The organism is Bradyrhizobium sp. NBAIM18, assembly GCF_020193825.1.
Classification (GTDB): domain Bacteria; phylum Pseudomonadota; class Alphaproteobacteria; order Rhizobiales; family Xanthobacteraceae; genus Bradyrhizobium; species Bradyrhizobium yuanmingense.
Genome location: NZ_JADYVO010000006.1, coordinates 230,308 through 246,070 on the forward strand (window position 1 = coordinate 230,308; position 15,763 = coordinate 246,070).

Genomic DNA, 15,763 nt, shown 5'->3' on the forward strand with positions numbered 1-15,763 from the left:
AGTGGGTGCCTTAAACCTGGGCCGGCTGTCCGATGGTGACGCCGGTGCGGCGAATCTGTTCGCGCAGATTGCCGGGCAGGACCTTGCCATCGTCGCCGATCTGCACCGGCGCGATATAGGGGCCGATGGCGCCGACGTCATCGGCCACGGCTTCCGCAAGCAACGCCTTGGCCTCGTCGGAGTTGCGCACGATGGCGGCTTCCGACAGCTCGGCGGACCAGCTCTTGGCGGCGGTGCGGTAGACCACGATGCCGTCCCAGGTGCGGTTGGCGGTCACGACCGAGGGGCCGGCGATACGGATCTTCTTTTGTTCGAGCGGAGAGGTCATTCGGCTGCATCCAATAGGTCAGAGATGATTTGCTTGGGTGTCTGGCGGCGAAGCGAGCCGGCATGCCGGACCACGTCGCCGATGATGAGGATGGCGGGACCGCCATGGATCCGCCGCACCAGTTCCGGCAGGTCGCGCAGCGTGCCGATCGCGCCTTGCGCATCGGGCCGCGTGACGCGGGCGAACACGCCGACCGGCGTCTCCGGCGAGCGGCCGGCCGCGAACAAGCCGGCGCGAACGGCGGGCGCTGCGGTCATGCCCATATAGACCACGACGGTCATCTTGGTGTCGGTCAGCGTCGACCAATCCACGTTCTCGGCATCGCGCGCTTTGTGTGCGGTGAGGAAGGTGATGCGGGTCGCTTCGTGACGGTAAGTGAGCGGCACCTCGAAATCGGCAGCGCCGCCGAGCCCTGCGGTGATGCCGGGAATGATCGAATAGGCGACGCCGGCGGCGCGCAGCGCTTCCACTTCTTCGCCGCCGCGGCCGAACACGAAGGGATCGCCGCCCTTCAGCCGCACGACGCGTTGGCCGGACTGCGCGGCCTCGATCATACGTCTGTTGATGGCGTCCTGGCCGATGCCGGGCTTGCCGACGCGGCGGCCGACCGCAACGCGCGTGGTGTCGCGGCGGATTCGGTCGAGAATCTCGGGCGAGACCAGCTCGTCATAAAAGACGATGTCGGCGTCCTGCAGCGCGCGCAGCGCCTTGATGGTGAGCAGATCGGGATCGCCGGGGCCGGCGCCGACCAGCGCGACGGAGCCTTCCGGCTTGTCGGCGCGCGCGAATGCGGTGGGATCGGCAATCGCCTTGAGCGATGCATCGGCTTCGCTGTTGCGGCCGGCGAGCACGGCGGCGCCGATCGGACCGTCGATGACGCGCTCCCAGAAGCGGCGGCGCAGCGGAAACTCGGCGATGCGCTCGTTGATCGACTTGCGGAAGGTGCCGATGAACTCGGCGAGCTCGCCAATGCGCGCCGGCAGCAGCGCCTCGATCTTCTCACGCACGCGCCGCGCCACCACCGGGGATGTGCCGCCCGTGCCGACCGCGACCACGACATCGCCGCGATCGACGATGGCGGGAAAGATGAAGCTGGAATGCTCGAGGTCGTCCATGACGTTGACGGGCAGGCCAGCCGCCTTGGCGCGAGCCGACATGGCGACACCGACATCGCCTGCGCCCGCGCAGACGACGGCGATGACGCCGGAAAGATCCGCCCTGAGCGGATCGCCCGCCGCGATCTCGATGCGCGCCAAGTCTTCGGAGCCGAGGCCAAGGTCGTGATTGCCATCGATCGCATGCACGCGCAGGCGCGCGCCGGCAGCGGCGAGCACGCGCAGCTTGGCGCGCAAAAGCTCACCCGCGCCGATGAGGACCACCGGGCCGGCCTTGAGATCGAGAAACACCGGCAAGAACCGCATGCGATACTCGCTTCCCCACAAACGGGGTTGACTGGAATTATTTTCTATATATGTCTCGTTTCGAGTGCGCAAAGAGAAAATTTTTTCTTCTCTTCCGCACCGCAACTATAGAATTTTCGCCTCCAAACGCAAAGTGGCAGAGATGCATCTTCTCAAGCACGATTCCGCTGCTGATCGACTGAGCAATCCGGCGCTGGCTGAGCGCGTGCGCGCGCAAGAATTTTCTGCCGAGCTTGCCCCGAGCATGGACCATCTCGACCAGCTCGAAGCGCAGAGCATCTACATCTTCCGTGAGGCCTTTGCCCGGCTGAAGAAGATCGCCCTGTTGTGGTCGCTCGGCAAGGACTCCAACGTCATGATTTGGCTGGCGCGGAAAGCCTTCTTCGGCAAGATGCCGTGCCCGGCGCTTCACGTCGATACCGGCAAGAAGTTTCCGGAGATGTATCGCTTCCGCGATCATTACGGCAAGGAATGGGATCTCGATCTGCGCGTCGAGCCCTGCCCGCCGATCGATGCCGTCGACCCAACGCTGCCGCCGGCCGCCCGTTCCGCTGCGCGCAAGACCGAGGGCCTCAAGATGGCGCTCGCAAAGTATGGCTTCGACGGCCTGATCGCCGGCATCCGCCGCGACGAGGAAGCAACGCGCGCCAAGGAGCGGGTGTTCTCGCCGCGCGGCTTGGAGGGCAATTGGGACGTGCGCGACCAGCCGCCGGAATTCTGGGATCATTTCAACGCCTCGCCGCCGCAAGGCGCGCATTTGCGCATCCATCCGATCCTGCATTGGACCGAGGCCGACATCTGGGCCTACACCAAGCGCGAGAACATCCCGATCATTCCGCTGTACCTCGCCAAGAACGGCAAGCGTTATCGCTCGCTGGGTGACCAGGACATCACCAATCCGGTTGCCTCGAATGCCTCGAACATCGACGAGATCCTGATCGAGCTCGAACAGACCAAGGTGCCGGAGCGCTCGGGGCGCGCGCTCGACCACGAGACCGAGGACGCCTTCGAGCGCCTTCGCGTCGCCGGCTATCTCTGATCAAGGACGCGGCCATGAACATGATCGTCACGTCAGCCTCGCCCGGCACGCCGAACGGCACCACGCGTCCCCAGGTCCGCATCGTCATCGTCGGCCATGTTGACCACGGCAAGTCGACCCTGGTCGGCCGCCTCCTGCATGAAACCGGCAGCCTGCCCGAGGGCAAGCTCGAAATGCTCAAGGCCGTCAGCGCGCGGCGCGGCATGCCGTTCGAATGGTCGTTCCTGCTTGACGCGCTGCAGACCGAGCGCGACCAGGGCATCACCATCGACACCACCCAGATCCGCTTCCGCACCAATTCGCGCGACATCGTGCTGATCGATGCGCCCGGTCACGCCGAATTCCTCCGCAACATGATCACCGGCGCCTCGCAGGCCGACGGTGCGGTGCTGATCATCGACGCGCTGGAGGGCGTGCGCGACCAGACCAGGCGGCACGGCTATCTCCTGCATCTGCTCGGGGTGAAGCAGGTCGCCGTCGTCGTCAACAAGATGGACCGCGTCGATTTCTCCGCCGCACGCTTCAAGGACATCAGCGACGAGATTTCCGCGCATCTGAACGGCCTCGGCGTGACGCCCACGGCCGTGATCCCGATTTCTGCGCGTGACGGCGACGGCGTTGCGATGCGCACCGACCGCATCTCTTGGTACAAGGGACCGACCGTGGTCGAGGCGCTTGATCACCTCGAGCCGGCGCGTCCGCTGGAAGCGCTGGCGCTGCGGCTGCCGGTGCAGGCGATCTACAAGTTCGACGACCGACGCATCGTCGCCGGCCGCATTGAATCCGGCAGCCTGATTGCCGGCGACGAGATCGTGATCATGCCGGCGGGCAAGATCGCCAGGATCAAGACGCTCGAGAGCTGGCCGATGACGCCGGTGGCAGGACGGCAGGGCGCGGGCCGCTCGGTCGGCATCACGCTCGACCGCGAATTGTTCATCGAGCGCGGCGACATCATCGCGCATGCGGGCAGCGCCCCGCGCGAGACGCGGCGGCTGCGTGCGCGGATCTTCTGGCTGCACGACAAGCCGCTCGCCAAGGGCGACCAGCTTTTGGTGCGCTGCGGCCCTAAGGAAAGCCGCGCAACCGTCGTCGCCATCGAGAAGGCGGTCGATCCCGGCGAGCTCTCGAGCAGCGAGAACAAGGCGATCGGCCGCAATCATGTCGGCGAGATCGACATCTCCCTGTCCAATCCGATCGCGACCGATCCCTACACCGAAAATCCGCGCACCGGCCGCCTCGTGATCGAGGTGTCCGGGCGCATCGCCGGCGGTGGCCTGGTGCTGTCGGTCGATGCCGGTCAGCGTGCCGTGCCCGTTGACATCGTGCCGGTGGAATCGGCGCTGCGGCCCGACGAGCGCTCGGCACGCTACCGCCACAATGGCGCCGTGGTCTGGCTCACCGGTCTGCCGGCCTCCGGCAAGTCGACGCTGGCGCGGGCGCTCGAGCGGCGTCTCTTCACCAATGGCGGCTCGCCGATCCTGCTCGATGGCGACACGCTGCGCGCCGGGCTCAACAGCGATCTCGGCTTCTCCGCCACTGATCGCAGCGAGAACATCCGCCGCCTCGCCGAGGTCGCGACGCATCTCGCCCGCAACGGCCACATCGCCATCGTCGCGGCGGTCTCGCCCGCGCGCGAAGATCGCGCCGCCGCGCGTCGCATCGCGGACACCGCGTTTCGCGAAATCCATGTCGCGACGCCCGCCGAGGTGTGCGAGGAGCGCGATCCCAAGGGCCATTACAAGAAAGCCCGCGCCGGCGCACTCGCCTCGTTCACCGGCATTGGCAACGACTACGAGAAGCCTGAGGCCGCCGAGCTCGTGATCGATACGTCGAAGCGGACGGTTGCGGAAGCGGCCGACGAGATCGAGCAAATGCTGAAGGCATCAGGCGTGCTGTTCGACGAGCTCGTGGACCTCGCTGCGAATATTTGAGGCCGCCCTAGTCGTCGCCCGGCTCGGCCGGGCGACCCAGTATTCCAGAGACAGCGTTGGAATACGGAGAAGCCGCAGCGTACTGGATTCCCCGCTTTCGCGGGGAATGACACCGGTGCGTGGGACCGTCTCCCACCTCTCCTTGACATTTTGACAAGCCCCCGGGGGTCTTCTCACGGCCTCTTTTTTGGGGCTAATAGGCCCCCGAAAGCCGCCCCGCGTGGGCGCATTTTGCTGCTGTCGGGTCAAAAGCAGCCAAAAACAGCCATTTCCAACAAGAAAGCCCATCATGAAACGCGTCGACGCCCACGGATTGAAGATCGCACCCGTCCTGTTTGACTTCATCGCCAAGGAAGCGGCCCCGAAAACCGGGATCGCGCCGGATGCGTTCTGGGCCGGGCTTGCCGGCATCATCAAGGAGCTGGGACCGAAGAACCGCGAGCTGCTCGCATTCCGCGACAATCTGCAGGCCAAGATCGACGACTGGCACCGCGCGGGCAAGGGCAAGGCGTTCGACCTCGATGCCTATACCGCCTTCCTAAAGGAGATCGGCTATCTCGTCCCGGAGCCGGCGACGCAGAAGGTCGAGACCGCCAATGTCGACGAGGAGATCGGCAAGATCTGCGGCCCGCAGCTCGTGGTGCCGCTCACCAATGCGCGCTACGCGCTGAACGCGGCGAACGCACGCTGGGGTTCGCTCTATGACGCCTTCTACGGTACCGATGCGATTCCGCATGATCCGTCCGAGAGCGGCAAGGGCTACAACAAGGCGCGCGGCGACAAGGTGATCGCCAAGGCCAAGGCGTTCCTCGATAACGCCGTGCCGCTCGCGACCGGCAGCCACACCGACGTGACCGGCTATAGCGTCGTCGCGAGCCAGCTCGCGGTGAAGCTGAAGAGCGGCAACGCCACCGCGCTGAAGAACGCCGCGCAGTTCGCGGGCTTCCAGGGCGATCCAGCCGCGCCGAGCGCCGTGCTGCTCGTCAACAACGGCCTGCATATCGAGGTCAAGATCGACCGCAGCAGCGCGATCGGCAAGGACGATCCGGCCGGCGTCGCCGACATGATCATGGAGGCCGCCGTCTCCACCATTCTGGACATGGAGGACTCTGTCGCCGCGGTCGATGCCGAGGACAAGGTGCTGGTCTACCGCAACACGCTCGGCCTGATGAACGGCACGTTGTCGGCCGATTTCGAGAAGGGCGGCAAGACGCTGACGCGTTCGCTCAATTCCGACCGCCTCTACAAGACGCCGGACGGCAAGGGCGAGCTCAAGCTGCACGGCCGCAGCCTGCTGTTGATGCGCAATTGCGGTCACCACATGTTCACGGACGCGGTGCTCGACGAGAAGGGCGAAGAGGTTCCGGAGGGCCTGCTGGACGCCGCCGTCTCGGGCCTGCTCGCGATCCACGACCTCAAGGGCCATTCCAAGGTCAAGAACAGCCGCACCGGTTCTGCCTACATCGTCAAGCCGAAGATGCACGGCCCGGACGAGGTCTCGCTGACCTGCGAGATTTTCGACCGCGTCGAGAAGATGCTCGGCCTGCCCGAGAACACGCTCAAGGTCGGCATCATGGACGAGGAGCGACGCACCACCGTCAACCTCAAGGCCTGCATCCAGCGCGCCTCCAAGCGCATCATGTTCATCAACACCGGCTTCCTCGACCGCACCGGCGACGAGATCCACACATCAATGGAAGCGGGCCCGATGATCCGCAAGAACGAGATGAAGGCGCAGGCCTGGATCAAGGCCTATGAGGACTGGAACGTCGACATGGGCCTGATCGATGGCCTGCCCGGCCACGCCCAGATCGGCAAGGGCATGTGGGCCGCGCCCGACAAGATGGCGGACATGCTGGCGCAGAAGCTCGGCCATCCGCAGGCCGGCGCCACCACCGCCTGGGTGCCCTCGCCGACCGCGGCGACACTGCACGCGCTGCACTACCACCAGGTCAACGTGATCGCGCGCCAGGAGGAGCTCGCCAAGGGCGGACCGCGCGCAAAACTGTCCGACATCCTCACCATTCCGGTGTCGAAGTCGAACTGGGCGCCTGATGACGTCAGGCAGGAGATCGACAACAATTGCCAGGGCATCCTGGGCTATGTCGTGCGCTGGATCGACCAGGGCGTCGGCTGCTCCAAGGTGCCCGACATCCACGATGTCGGCCTGATGGAAGACCGCGCCACCTTGCGCATCTCCAGCCAGCACCTTGCCAATTGGCTGCACCAGGGCGTCATCACCGAGGCGCAGGTGATGGAATCGCTTAAGCGCATGGCCGTCGTCGTCGACAAGCAGAACGCGGGTGATCCCATCTACAAGCCGATGGCGCCCGCCTTTGACGGCGTCGCCTTCAAGGCCGCCTGCGACCTCATCTTCAAGGGGCGCGAGCAGCCGAACGGCTACACCGAATACATCCTCACCGCGCGCCGCCGCGAGGCCAAGGCTCTTGTATAAAGAGGCTCTTGCATAAAGAGGCTCTTGGATAAAGAGGCGCTTGGATAAGCGCGCTCGGCTGAGCAAAGTCACGGGAACATCGAAGCCCCGGCCGAAACCGGGGCTTTTTGTTGGGCGAAACGTCCCGCTGTGTCACGGAACAGGCTGCGTGGGCCTTGCGTTGTCGGGCCATCAACCCACGGGAGATGGTCATGGACTGGAATCGGATCGAAGGAAACTGGAAGCAGTTCAAGGGATCGGCCAAGGAGAAATGGGGCAAGCTCACTGACGACGACCTCCAACTGATCGAGGGCCGCCGCGAGCAGCTTGAGGGCCGGTTGCAGGAGCGTTACGGCAAGGCCAAGGACCAGGTCCGTCAGGATGTCGACGACTGGCTGAAGTCGCTGCACTGAAGCAGCACGAACGAAGCCCCGGCGAAAGCCGGGGCTTTTGTTTGAGGTGTAGCCCCGGATGGCGTGAAGTGCGCCGGGACCTTCGCTGCGGCCCGGATACCGCTTCGCTTGTCCGGGCTGCGATTGCTAGAACACCGCCAGGTATTTCAGCAGCGAAACAATGCCGATGATGATGACGATGACGCGCGCGATCTGCTTGGCGCGGCCGTCCATTGGCAGCATGTTGATGAGATAAAGCACAAGAATGACGACGAGAAAGGTGACGAGTACGCCGACCAGCATCGCGAGGCCCCCTTCAGGCAATTGCTACGCTGTTCTAACGCGCTGCACCCAAGCCGGTTCCATTTCGGAAACCCTCCGCGCGATCTCATGAGGCCGTCTCCGCGGCAGGCCAATCCGGCATTTGCCGTCCGACAAGGTTCGGAGGCCGACAGATGCGGCGCTCCCTACTCTTTCGCCACCACGGGGACCTGGCGGAATCTCGCGCGCACTGAATCCGGCAGCGGCGAGAAATTCATCGCAACGCCGCGGCGGTCGTTGGCATTGCGGCTGGCGACCACTAAACCGTTGGCGCCGGCGACGATATCGCCCTTGCGCAGGGTCGGATCGTCCTCGACCTTGACGGATGCGAGCCCCACCGGGTCCTTGCCGTTGCAGGTGCAACCCGCGACGATCTCATTGCGATAGCGGTATGCGTTGGGCAGATCCGAATAGGATTTTCCCTTCTCCGTCGTGGCATCGTCGATGTTGCCGCCGTAGACCAGCGAGGTTTCCGAGGCAGGGCAGAAACTCTTGCAAGATTGCGCCTTGCTCTCGGCATCATTGCCTTGTGCCGGGAAGTAGCGACCGTCGCAGCTGCGCACGCAATAGGCGGTGCCGCCGCCGTAGGACGCGCGCTGGCGTGGCGCCTCATAGCGCGGCATATCGTCGGTGGGGAAAGGCATCCGGATTTCCGGCGGCGGCCGCATCCGAAAGCCGCCGAACAGGCCCGAGAAGAAATCCTGCGCATGCGCCGACGGCGCCATCGCTAGCCCGGTGGAGACGACGAGGACAATCGCCGCTCCGCCCGCCAGTTTGTCAATCAGCCGTCTCGCCATAGGACCTCGCAGACTAATTCACGGCCGACGTGGTCATGTTCAGCGCCTGCCGACCCGAAGGCAGCGTCGTCACGGCCGGACGCTTGCGCACGGGATCACCTCCCTTCGCCATTAGCGGCGCGTTCTTCGGCAGCACCACGACCTTGGCGCCGACATTGACGCGGCTATACAGGTCGACGACGTCCTCGTTGGTCATGCGGATGCAGCCGGACGAGACGAACTTGCCGATGGTGGAGGGATCATTGGTGCCGTGGATGCGGTATTGGCTCGAGCCGAGATACATCGCGCGCGCACCGAGCGGGTTGCCGGGCCCGCCGGCGACGAAGCGCGGCAGATAGGGCTGGCGCGCGATCATCTCGGCCGGCGGATGCCAGTCCGGCCACTCGGCCTTGCGGCTGACGCTTTGCACGCCCGACCAGGTAAAGCCCTCGCGGCCGACGCCGACGCCGTAGCGGATCGCGCGGCCGCCTCCGAGCACGTAATAGAGATAGGTGCTGTTGGTATCGATGACGATGGTACCGGCCGGCTCGCTCCGGTCGAAGCCGACGATCTGCCTGCGCAGCCGGTCGGGCAATTGGGCATCCTCATCGGCGACCTGCGGCGCCTCGTTGATGTCATCCTGCGAATAGCCTTGGTCCTGCAAGTGTTGGCCCTGCAAGTATTGGCCCTGCGAGTAAAGGTCCTGCGGGTACACCCGCTGCATCGGCGCATAGCCGAAGGTTTGGGCGCTCGCGGTGCCCACCGGCACTGCGAGAAGAGCGGTTGCGAAGGCGAACGCGCCGACGGCGCGCGGCGAGAAGCTGCGACGGACTGCAAACAACTTTGTCATGAGCTGCCCCGTTGGATGTGCATCAGGTGATGCGCTGCCTCAACAAACTCCGCCGCCTCGATCGAAGTTCCGGCGCAGCGTGCGGCAGCGACGTCACAGTCAAGCGAGCATCCGTTCACGAAGCCGCGATGGAACCAGCACGCCGCCCAAGCATTAGTCACGTCATCAATGGGCGCGCGGATCACGGATTCCGTGCGGGAGAGATATTGTGCGCGTCCTACCCAGTGAACGTTTGATTTCCGGCAACAGCGAAGGCGATCCGCTTCCCGAGAGCCATGTCGAGCTGCCGCCGGTGATCCGCCGCACTGAATTCGTCGCGTTCGCGCTGGCCGGGCTGTTGCTGATCGCCATCGTCGCCGTGCTCTATGTCGGCCGGGCGTTCTTCCTGCCGGTTGTGATGGCGTTCGTCATCGGGACCATGCTGTCTCCGGCGGCCACCTTCCTGGAGCGAAGCAAGGTCCCACGCAGCGTCGGCGCCGTGCTGATCGTGGTCGCAGTGAGCGCGGTGGTTGCTTTCGCCGTCGCGTTGATCGCTTCGCCAGTCATGGCGTGGAGCACGCGCCTGCCAGAGCTCGGCGCGCAATTGAAGGACAAGCTGCACGTGTTCGACCGGCCGCTTGCGCTCTGGCGGGAGCTGCAAGCCATGCTCGGCGGCTCGGAGGGATTGCCGAGCTTGCACATGCCCAAGCTCGAGTGGGTGCAGCCGACGCTGGAATTCCTGTCACCGACCTTTACCGAATTCCTGCTGTTCTTCGTCACCCTGATCCTGTTCATCGCAAGCTGGCGCGACCTGCGGCGGGCCATGATCATGACCTTCAGCAATCACGACGCGCGGCTGCGCACGCTCCGGATCCTCAACGAGATCGAGGTCCATCTCGGCAATTATCTGCTGACCGTCACCCTCATCAATGTCGGCGTCGGCGTCGCCACCGGCCTGATCTGTGCGCTGACCGGAATGCCCAATCCCGCCGGGCTCGGCGCACTGGCGGCCACGCTCAACTTCATCCCGATCATCGGGCCCGTGGCGATGTTCGTGGTGCTGGTCGTGGTCGGGCTGATCGCCTTCCCGACCCTCGGCGGCGGCCTGATGGCCGCGCTCGCCTTCGGTGGCCTCACCTTTCTCGAGGGTCACTTCATCACGCCGACGATCATCGGGCGGCGGCTCGCCCTGAACGCGCTCGCCGTGCTGCTCGCGCTCGCATTCTGGACCTGGCTGTGGGGGCCGATGGGCGCGTTCCTGTCGTCGCCGCTCCTGATCGTCGCGCTGATCCTGAAGGACCACCTGCTGCCGGAGAATTCGCCGCAGCTGCCGCAAGCCTGACCGGTTTCAGCGAACGGAACTTACCCGGCGACGAAGCGTTCTCCGCCCATCTCAGCCGTCAACAGTTCGGAGCTCCCGATGTCCACGCCCAATGCCGAAGCCGGGATGAGAGACTGGACCGACAAAGCCACCCGAGACCGCCTCGAAAAGGATGTAGCAGCCGTGAAAAGCGATATCGCCGCCCTCACCGACCAGATCACCGACGCGCTCAATACTTTCGCCAACTCCACCAGCAAGCAGGCTCGCCGCGGCTATCGCCAGGCGCGCGAGAACATGGACTCCGCGATGGACGACATGTCCGAGCGCGGCAGCGCGATGATGGAAGCTGCACATGACGCCTACGGCTCGATCGAGGAGACGCTGGAAGAGGCGATCACGCAGCGGCCGCTGGCGACCGTCGGGCTGGCGCTCGGCATCGGCTTCCTGATCGGCGTTGCCTGGCGCCGCTAAGGATGTCGACGCCCATTTGATACGGCGGCGGCACGCCGCCGCTGTGGGCTCGTGACCATTCGGCTGGCGGGGATTGAGGAGCAAGGCCATGTTTCAGCGCATCATCGACGGCATCAGCGCATCAACCGGCACGACGGTTCGGCTGACCTCCCTTGCCGCGGGCGCTGCCTTCGCGCTGCTCGTGACCACAGGCTTCCTCTGTGCCGCCGTCTTCATTTGGGTGCTGCAGAAATATGGCCCGGTGCAGGCTTGTCTTGCCGGCGCCGGCATCTTCTTTCTGTTGACCCTGGCCGCGGCAGGCTCCTATTGGAGCTACAAGCGCGAGGTGCAGAAACGCGCCCAAATCGCGGCCGAGCGCGCCGCGAAATCGGCCGCGCAGAGCATGCTTGCAGATCCGATGCTCCTCGCCACCGGGCTCCAGATCGTTCGTGCCATTGGCGTCAAGCGGCTGCTGCCGATCCTGGCGATCGGGGGCGTCGCCCTGGGCATCCTGGCGAGCCGCGCCGGCGTGTCCGACGAGGTGTCGGCCGAACCTGCCGAGTAGCGATCGGAGCTGGGTAGAAAATTTCGTCGTAAGTCCTTCCGGCGCATCTATCCTACTTGCATAGTAGGCGAGGGCCGCAGTCTGCGCGGTTCGGCGCGATTGCCTTGCCGCTCACGCAAACGCTACTCGGACGAGCAGGCGGTTGCCGTTAAAAGCATCATCCTGATTCCCAAAGCTATTTTGCTCAATGAAACCGTCCGTCAAGGCGAACCTCGCCGCATTCCAGCATGACGCCAGGCTCTATCTGACGCTCGGCATCGCCAATTGGTCCATATTCGTCGACCATATTCCCAACAACGTCGTCAACCTGCTGACGCTGCGCAATTTCGGCTTCAGCGGCGCGGCGGACCTGTTCGTGTTCGTGGTGGGGTATGGGGTCGCCATCATCCATGGCAGGATGGCGCTGGAACGCGGCTACTTGGTCGCGGCGACGCGCATCTTTCGCCGGGTCTGGCGGCTCTATGCCGCCTATGTCGTGCTGTTCGTGATCTATATCGATGCCATCGCCTATGTCGCCAGGCAATCGATGGCGCCGGAGATCATCCACCAATACAACATCTCCGGAATTCTCGAGCACCCGCTGCGCATCCTGGTCCGCGGTCTCGTGCTCCAGGAAGAGCCGCTGAATCTCGACCTGCTGCAGCTGATGGTCCCGCTGATGGCGTTCTTTCCGTTCGCGTTGTGGGGCCTGCTGCGGGGCCCGAACCTGACGCTGGCGGCATCGGTCGCGCTGTATCTCGCCGCACGCTGGTTCGACTGGAATTTTCGGATCTATCCGGACGAGGAATGGACCTTCAATCCGCTGTGCTGGCAGATGTTGATGGTGCTGGGCGGCTGGTTCGCCGTGACGGGCGCTCCGGGACGTGCGCTGCACGGCATGTCCTGGCTGCGGATCCTCGCCGGCGCCTACCTGGTCTTCGCGATGGCCGTCACCTTGATGCGCCATTCGCCGGCGCTGTCGGCTTACCTGCCCGATCTGCTCCTCAACAGCATCGCTCCGACCGACAAGGAAAACCTCGCTCCCTATCGGGTGGTCCACTTCCTCGCCCTCGCATTCATTGCCACCCATCTCATTCCGGCAGATCACCCCGGCCTGAGATGGAAACCGCTGCAAGCGGTGATCGCATGTGGTGAGGAATGGCTCGCGGTATTCTGCGTCGCCGTGTTCCTATCCTTCGCTGGCCACCTCATCCTAATCACCGGGCCGAACCTGGCGGTGATGCAGGTGGCGGTGAGCATCACCGGCTTCGCGGCGATGACCGGGCTCGCCTACTACATCGCCTGGTCGAAACGGCAGGATCTGCCGGCAGCCCTGCGGCAGCAGGCCCAGAGCTGATCGCTTCGCGACGAAATCGTGCGATTCTGCTAGGCCGAATGCCGCCCCTGCGCTATGCCGGGACCCTGCGCGAGGAGACCGGGCGTGGCGATGGCGAAAGACGGGCGTGAAGAGGCGGAGCGCGCGCCCCGGCGCGGCCGGCCAAGGTCGATCGAGACCACCAACGCCATCCTCGAAAGCGCCTATGCGCTTATGGCGGCCACCGGCCTTGCCGCCACCACCATCGATGCGATCGCACGCCACTCCAGCGTGTCCAAGATGACGATCTACAAATGGTGGCCGTCGCGGGAAGCGCTGCTGATCGACGCCTTCCTCCACCATGCCGCGCAAATGCTGCCGCTGCCGCCCGCGAGCGCGGGCACGCCCGCGGCGCGCGCGCGGCGCCACGCCGCCGCCTATGCCGAGGCGCTGCAGGGCGAGTTCGGCAAGGTGCAGCTCGCCGTCGTCTCCGAATGCATTTCCAAGACCGGGTCGGCCGAGCTGTTCTACGCCCGGTATTTGCAATTCCGCCGCGACGCGCTGGTGGACATGATCGCCGCCGGCCAGAAGGACGGCAGCATTCAGGCCGAGGGTCCTCCTGAGAATCTCTACGACGCGATCTATGGCAGCCTGTTCTACCGCTATATCTTCGGCATCGCGCCGATCACACCCGGCTACGCGCGCAGCCTCGTCGATCTGGTGTTGCGGCCGAAGGGCTAGCTTCGCACCGGCCTGACCGGCGCCGAGATTTTATCCGTGCGGTCGCGCTCGGTCATGTCGACCACCGTCTCCATCGGCGCGGTCAATTCATAGACGTAGGAGACGTCGGTGAAGAAGCGCTTGGCGGTCCCGCCCAGCGCCTCGGGCGCGACGCGGTCGAGCAGGATCAGGCCGAAATCGGAATCGGGCCGGCGCGTCGCCTCGCTGGTGTTGAACTCTTCCCAGCGGAAATGGAAGACCTCGTCGCCCTCTTCGCCCGTCACCGTCCAGTTGGCGGTGATGTGCGGATGCTTGCCGACCAGCGACAGGCCCTCGTCGGAATGCGAGGCGAGCTCGAAGAACAGCAGCGACAGGCTCTGTGCGGCACGCGCGCTGACCGCGATGTCGGGGCCGGTGACGGCGATGCGATCGGCATGCGGAATCGCGCGCGCCTCGAACAGGCCCTTCAACTTGACGCCCTGCCACTGGCTCTCGCTGAGCAGCGAGACCACATTGGACATGGCGTGGATGCGCCCGATCAGGAGCTCGCGCGCAATATCGATATCCGAGCCGTGACGCAAGGTGCGCGTCACGATCGACTGGATCACCGCCAGGATGTTCTTGACGCGGTGGTTGAGCTCGTCGATCACCGCGGTCAACCGCCGCTCGAATCCGATCCTGACCTGGATCTCCCGGCTGAGCCGCAGATTGTTGTAGGCGACGTAACCGAACAGGCCGCACACCATTGCGGTGATGGCAAAGCCGATCGCCGCCACGATGATGGCGGTCTGCTCGGCGCGGCGCACCGAATTGGTCTTCGCGTAATAGCCGAGCTGCCAATCGCGGCCACCGAAGCTCACCGTGCGCGTCGCCGACGGCGCCCCGTCCGCCGCCGCGATCCGCGTCGAGACCACGCCCTGATCATTGGCGATCAGCTCGCCGCCGTCCTTGCGCGGATCCCTGAGCGCCACCGCGAACAGCGACATGTCGTCGTTGGCCAGCATCAGCGAGGCGAGCTCGTAGGAAAATGTGACGAACCCGGCCGGATCCGTCGCGCCCTCGGGAACGACTGGCGCGGCCACGATGATGCCGATCGGACCGTTTCCGCGGATCAACGGCACCGGGTCGGAGGCAACAGACCTCTTTTCGGCGCGCGCCCGCGTGAGCATCGCGCTGCGAACCGGATCCTGATCGTAGCTGCGGCCGGGCAACGTCTTGGTCTCGTTGCTGCGCGGCTCGAGATCCAACAGCACATCGATCGGCTGGGTGACATCGGCAGGATTGATCGGCTTGTCGTCAAACGAGCGGATCTGCGGATTCGGGAAGCCGGCGCTGGCGATGGCGGCCTGCGCCGCCGCAAGCTCGTTCGGCTTCAGCCGGGCGATCCAGCCGGCCACCACAAAGTCGGTCTTGAAGGCGTAGATCGCCGAGCGCAGCGGCTCCAGCACGTTCGGCTTGATCACCGACGGCGCGCGGAACAGGCCCGAGGCGACACGCGCGAGCAGCTCCCGCTCGGTCAGGCGGTCCTGAACCAGGCTCGCATGCACGTCGATTGCACGCGCCAGTGCGATCCGGTCCAGCGCCAGCTCCTGGTCGTGGACGCGATAAGCCGCAAGCCCGGAGAGCAAGGCCCCGAGCAGAGCGATGAAGCCGATGATGAAACCCAGCCTGACCACGCGATTACTCAGGCGAAAGCAGGAGGTCGGCAATGAACACGGAGCACATGAACGCCGCTCGAACGGCCAGGGGCCGAAGCAGGGTAAACCCCAGTGGCGGAGATAATGAAGGAGGAGGCATCAGTACGCAACTTGGGTCGCCTGAAAAGCTTAATCCGCCCGGCCGATGGTTTGGCCGGGATGAGCTTCGCCCCGGGCGCCGGAGGTAGTTAATCGCCGTGTCCGAAATTTGTTCCGCGGTTGCGGCACGGCCCAGGCGTTAACGG

The 15,763-nt window shown here is 64.9% G+C and carries 15 protein-coding genes; 9 read left to right on the plus strand and 6 right to left on the minus strand.

The window, feature by feature from the left end; translation table 11 throughout:
* Nucleotides 1–10 precede the first annotated feature (10 nt).
* Together I6F17_RS16220 and cysG are read right to left on the minus strand one after the other, a co-directional pair.
* Entirely contained in the window at nucleotides 11–328 is a 318-nt protein-coding gene (locus I6F17_RS16220) for a DUF2849 domain-containing protein (protein WP_036036910.1), read from the minus strand.
* Nucleotides 325–1,749 carry a siroheme synthase CysG gene (gene cysG / locus I6F17_RS16225; RefSeq protein ID WP_225127176.1) on the minus strand — a complete coding sequence of 475 codons (1,425 nt, stop codon included), beginning with the start codon at nucleotides 1,747–1,749 and terminating at the stop codon, nucleotides 325–327. The genes I6F17_RS16220 and cysG overlap by 4 nt, the downstream gene beginning before the upstream one ends.
* 244 nt (nucleotides 1,750–1,993) lie before the next feature.
* On the opposite strand from cysG, the gene cysD reads away from it, so the two are divergent.
* The 4 genes from cysD to I6F17_RS16245 all read left to right on the plus strand — a co-directional run bounded on the left by cysD (nucleotide 1,994) and on the right by I6F17_RS16245 (nucleotide 7,566).
* On the plus strand, nucleotides 1,994–2,788 hold the full coding sequence (gene cysD / locus I6F17_RS16230) for a sulfate adenylyltransferase subunit CysD (RefSeq protein ID WP_225127296.1): 795 nt from the start codon (nucleotides 1,994–1,996) through the stop codon (nucleotides 2,786–2,788).
* Between the two features lie 14 nt (nucleotides 2,789–2,802).
* Nucleotides 2,803–4,719, plus strand: coding sequence for an adenylyl-sulfate kinase (gene cysC / locus I6F17_RS16235; protein ID WP_225127174.1), 1,917 nt, complete (start codon nucleotides 2,803–2,805; stop codon nucleotides 4,717–4,719).
* A gap of 289 nt (nucleotides 4,720–5,008) precedes the next feature.
* The gene (locus I6F17_RS16240; protein WP_225127172.1) at nucleotides 5,009–7,174 is read left to right on the plus strand and encodes a malate synthase G; all 2,166 of its coding nucleotides are present in this window, start codon (nucleotides 5,009–5,011) and stop codon (nucleotides 7,172–7,174) included.
* A gap of 191 nt (nucleotides 7,175–7,365) precedes the next feature.
* Entirely contained in the window at nucleotides 7,366–7,566 is a 201-nt protein-coding gene (locus tag I6F17_RS16245) for a CsbD family protein (RefSeq protein ID WP_008546815.1), read from the plus strand.
* Between the two features lie 126 nt (nucleotides 7,567–7,692).
* Here the strand turns inward: I6F17_RS16245 and I6F17_RS16250 are convergent, their stop codons facing one another.
* The 3 genes from I6F17_RS16250 to I6F17_RS16260 form a co-directional block, all read right to left on the minus strand.
* Entirely contained in the window at nucleotides 7,693–7,848 is a 156-nt protein-coding gene (locus I6F17_RS16250) for a Thivi_2564 family membrane protein (RefSeq protein ID WP_008546817.1), read from the minus strand.
* A 164-nt stretch (nucleotides 7,849–8,012) separates the two neighbouring features.
* Nucleotides 8,013–8,663: a DUF2865 domain-containing protein gene (locus I6F17_RS16255; RefSeq protein ID WP_225127157.1), complete on the minus strand. Its 651-nt coding sequence runs from the start codon at nucleotides 8,661–8,663 to the stop codon at nucleotides 8,013–8,015.
* A gap of 13 nt (nucleotides 8,664–8,676) precedes the next feature.
* Nucleotides 8,677–9,492: a L,D-transpeptidase gene (locus I6F17_RS16260; RefSeq protein ID WP_035998178.1), complete on the minus strand. Its 816-nt coding sequence runs from the start codon at nucleotides 9,490–9,492 to the stop codon at nucleotides 8,677–8,679.
* 208 nt (nucleotides 9,493–9,700) lie between these two features.
* On the opposite strand from I6F17_RS16260, the gene I6F17_RS16265 reads away from it, so the two are divergent.
* The 5 genes from I6F17_RS16265 to I6F17_RS16285 all read left to right on the plus strand — a co-directional run bounded on the left by I6F17_RS16265 (nucleotide 9,701) and on the right by I6F17_RS16285 (nucleotide 13,842).
* Complete coding sequence (locus tag I6F17_RS16265) at nucleotides 9,701–10,813, plus strand: AI-2E family transporter (RefSeq protein ID WP_036036890.1); 1,113 nt, start codon at nucleotides 9,701–9,703, stop codon at nucleotides 10,811–10,813.
* A gap of 78 nt (nucleotides 10,814–10,891) precedes the next feature.
* Entirely contained in the window at nucleotides 10,892–11,263 is a 372-nt protein-coding gene (locus I6F17_RS16270) for a DUF883 family protein (protein WP_035998171.1), read from the plus strand.
* An 88-nt stretch (nucleotides 11,264–11,351) separates the two neighbouring features.
* Nucleotides 11,352–11,807 carry a hypothetical protein gene (locus I6F17_RS16275; protein WP_057028148.1) on the plus strand — a complete coding sequence of 152 codons (456 nt, stop codon included), beginning with the start codon at nucleotides 11,352–11,354 and terminating at the stop codon, nucleotides 11,805–11,807.
* Nucleotides 11,808–11,994: 187 nt separating this feature from the next.
* Entirely contained in the window at nucleotides 11,995–13,143 is a 1,149-nt protein-coding gene (locus tag I6F17_RS16280) for an OpgC domain-containing protein (protein WP_225127156.1), read from the plus strand.
* Nucleotides 13,144–13,233: 90 nt separating this feature from the next.
* Entirely contained in the window at nucleotides 13,234–13,842 is a 609-nt protein-coding gene (locus I6F17_RS16285) for a TetR/AcrR family transcriptional regulator (protein ID WP_036021630.1), read from the plus strand.
* Here the strand turns inward: I6F17_RS16285 and I6F17_RS16290 are convergent.
* Nucleotides 13,839–15,497: an HWE histidine kinase domain-containing protein gene (locus I6F17_RS16290; protein ID WP_225127154.1), complete on the minus strand. Its 1,659-nt coding sequence runs from the start codon at nucleotides 15,495–15,497 to the stop codon at nucleotides 13,839–13,841. The genes I6F17_RS16285 and I6F17_RS16290 overlap by 4 nt on opposite strands.
* Between the last annotated feature and the right edge of the window lie 266 nt (nucleotides 15,498–15,763).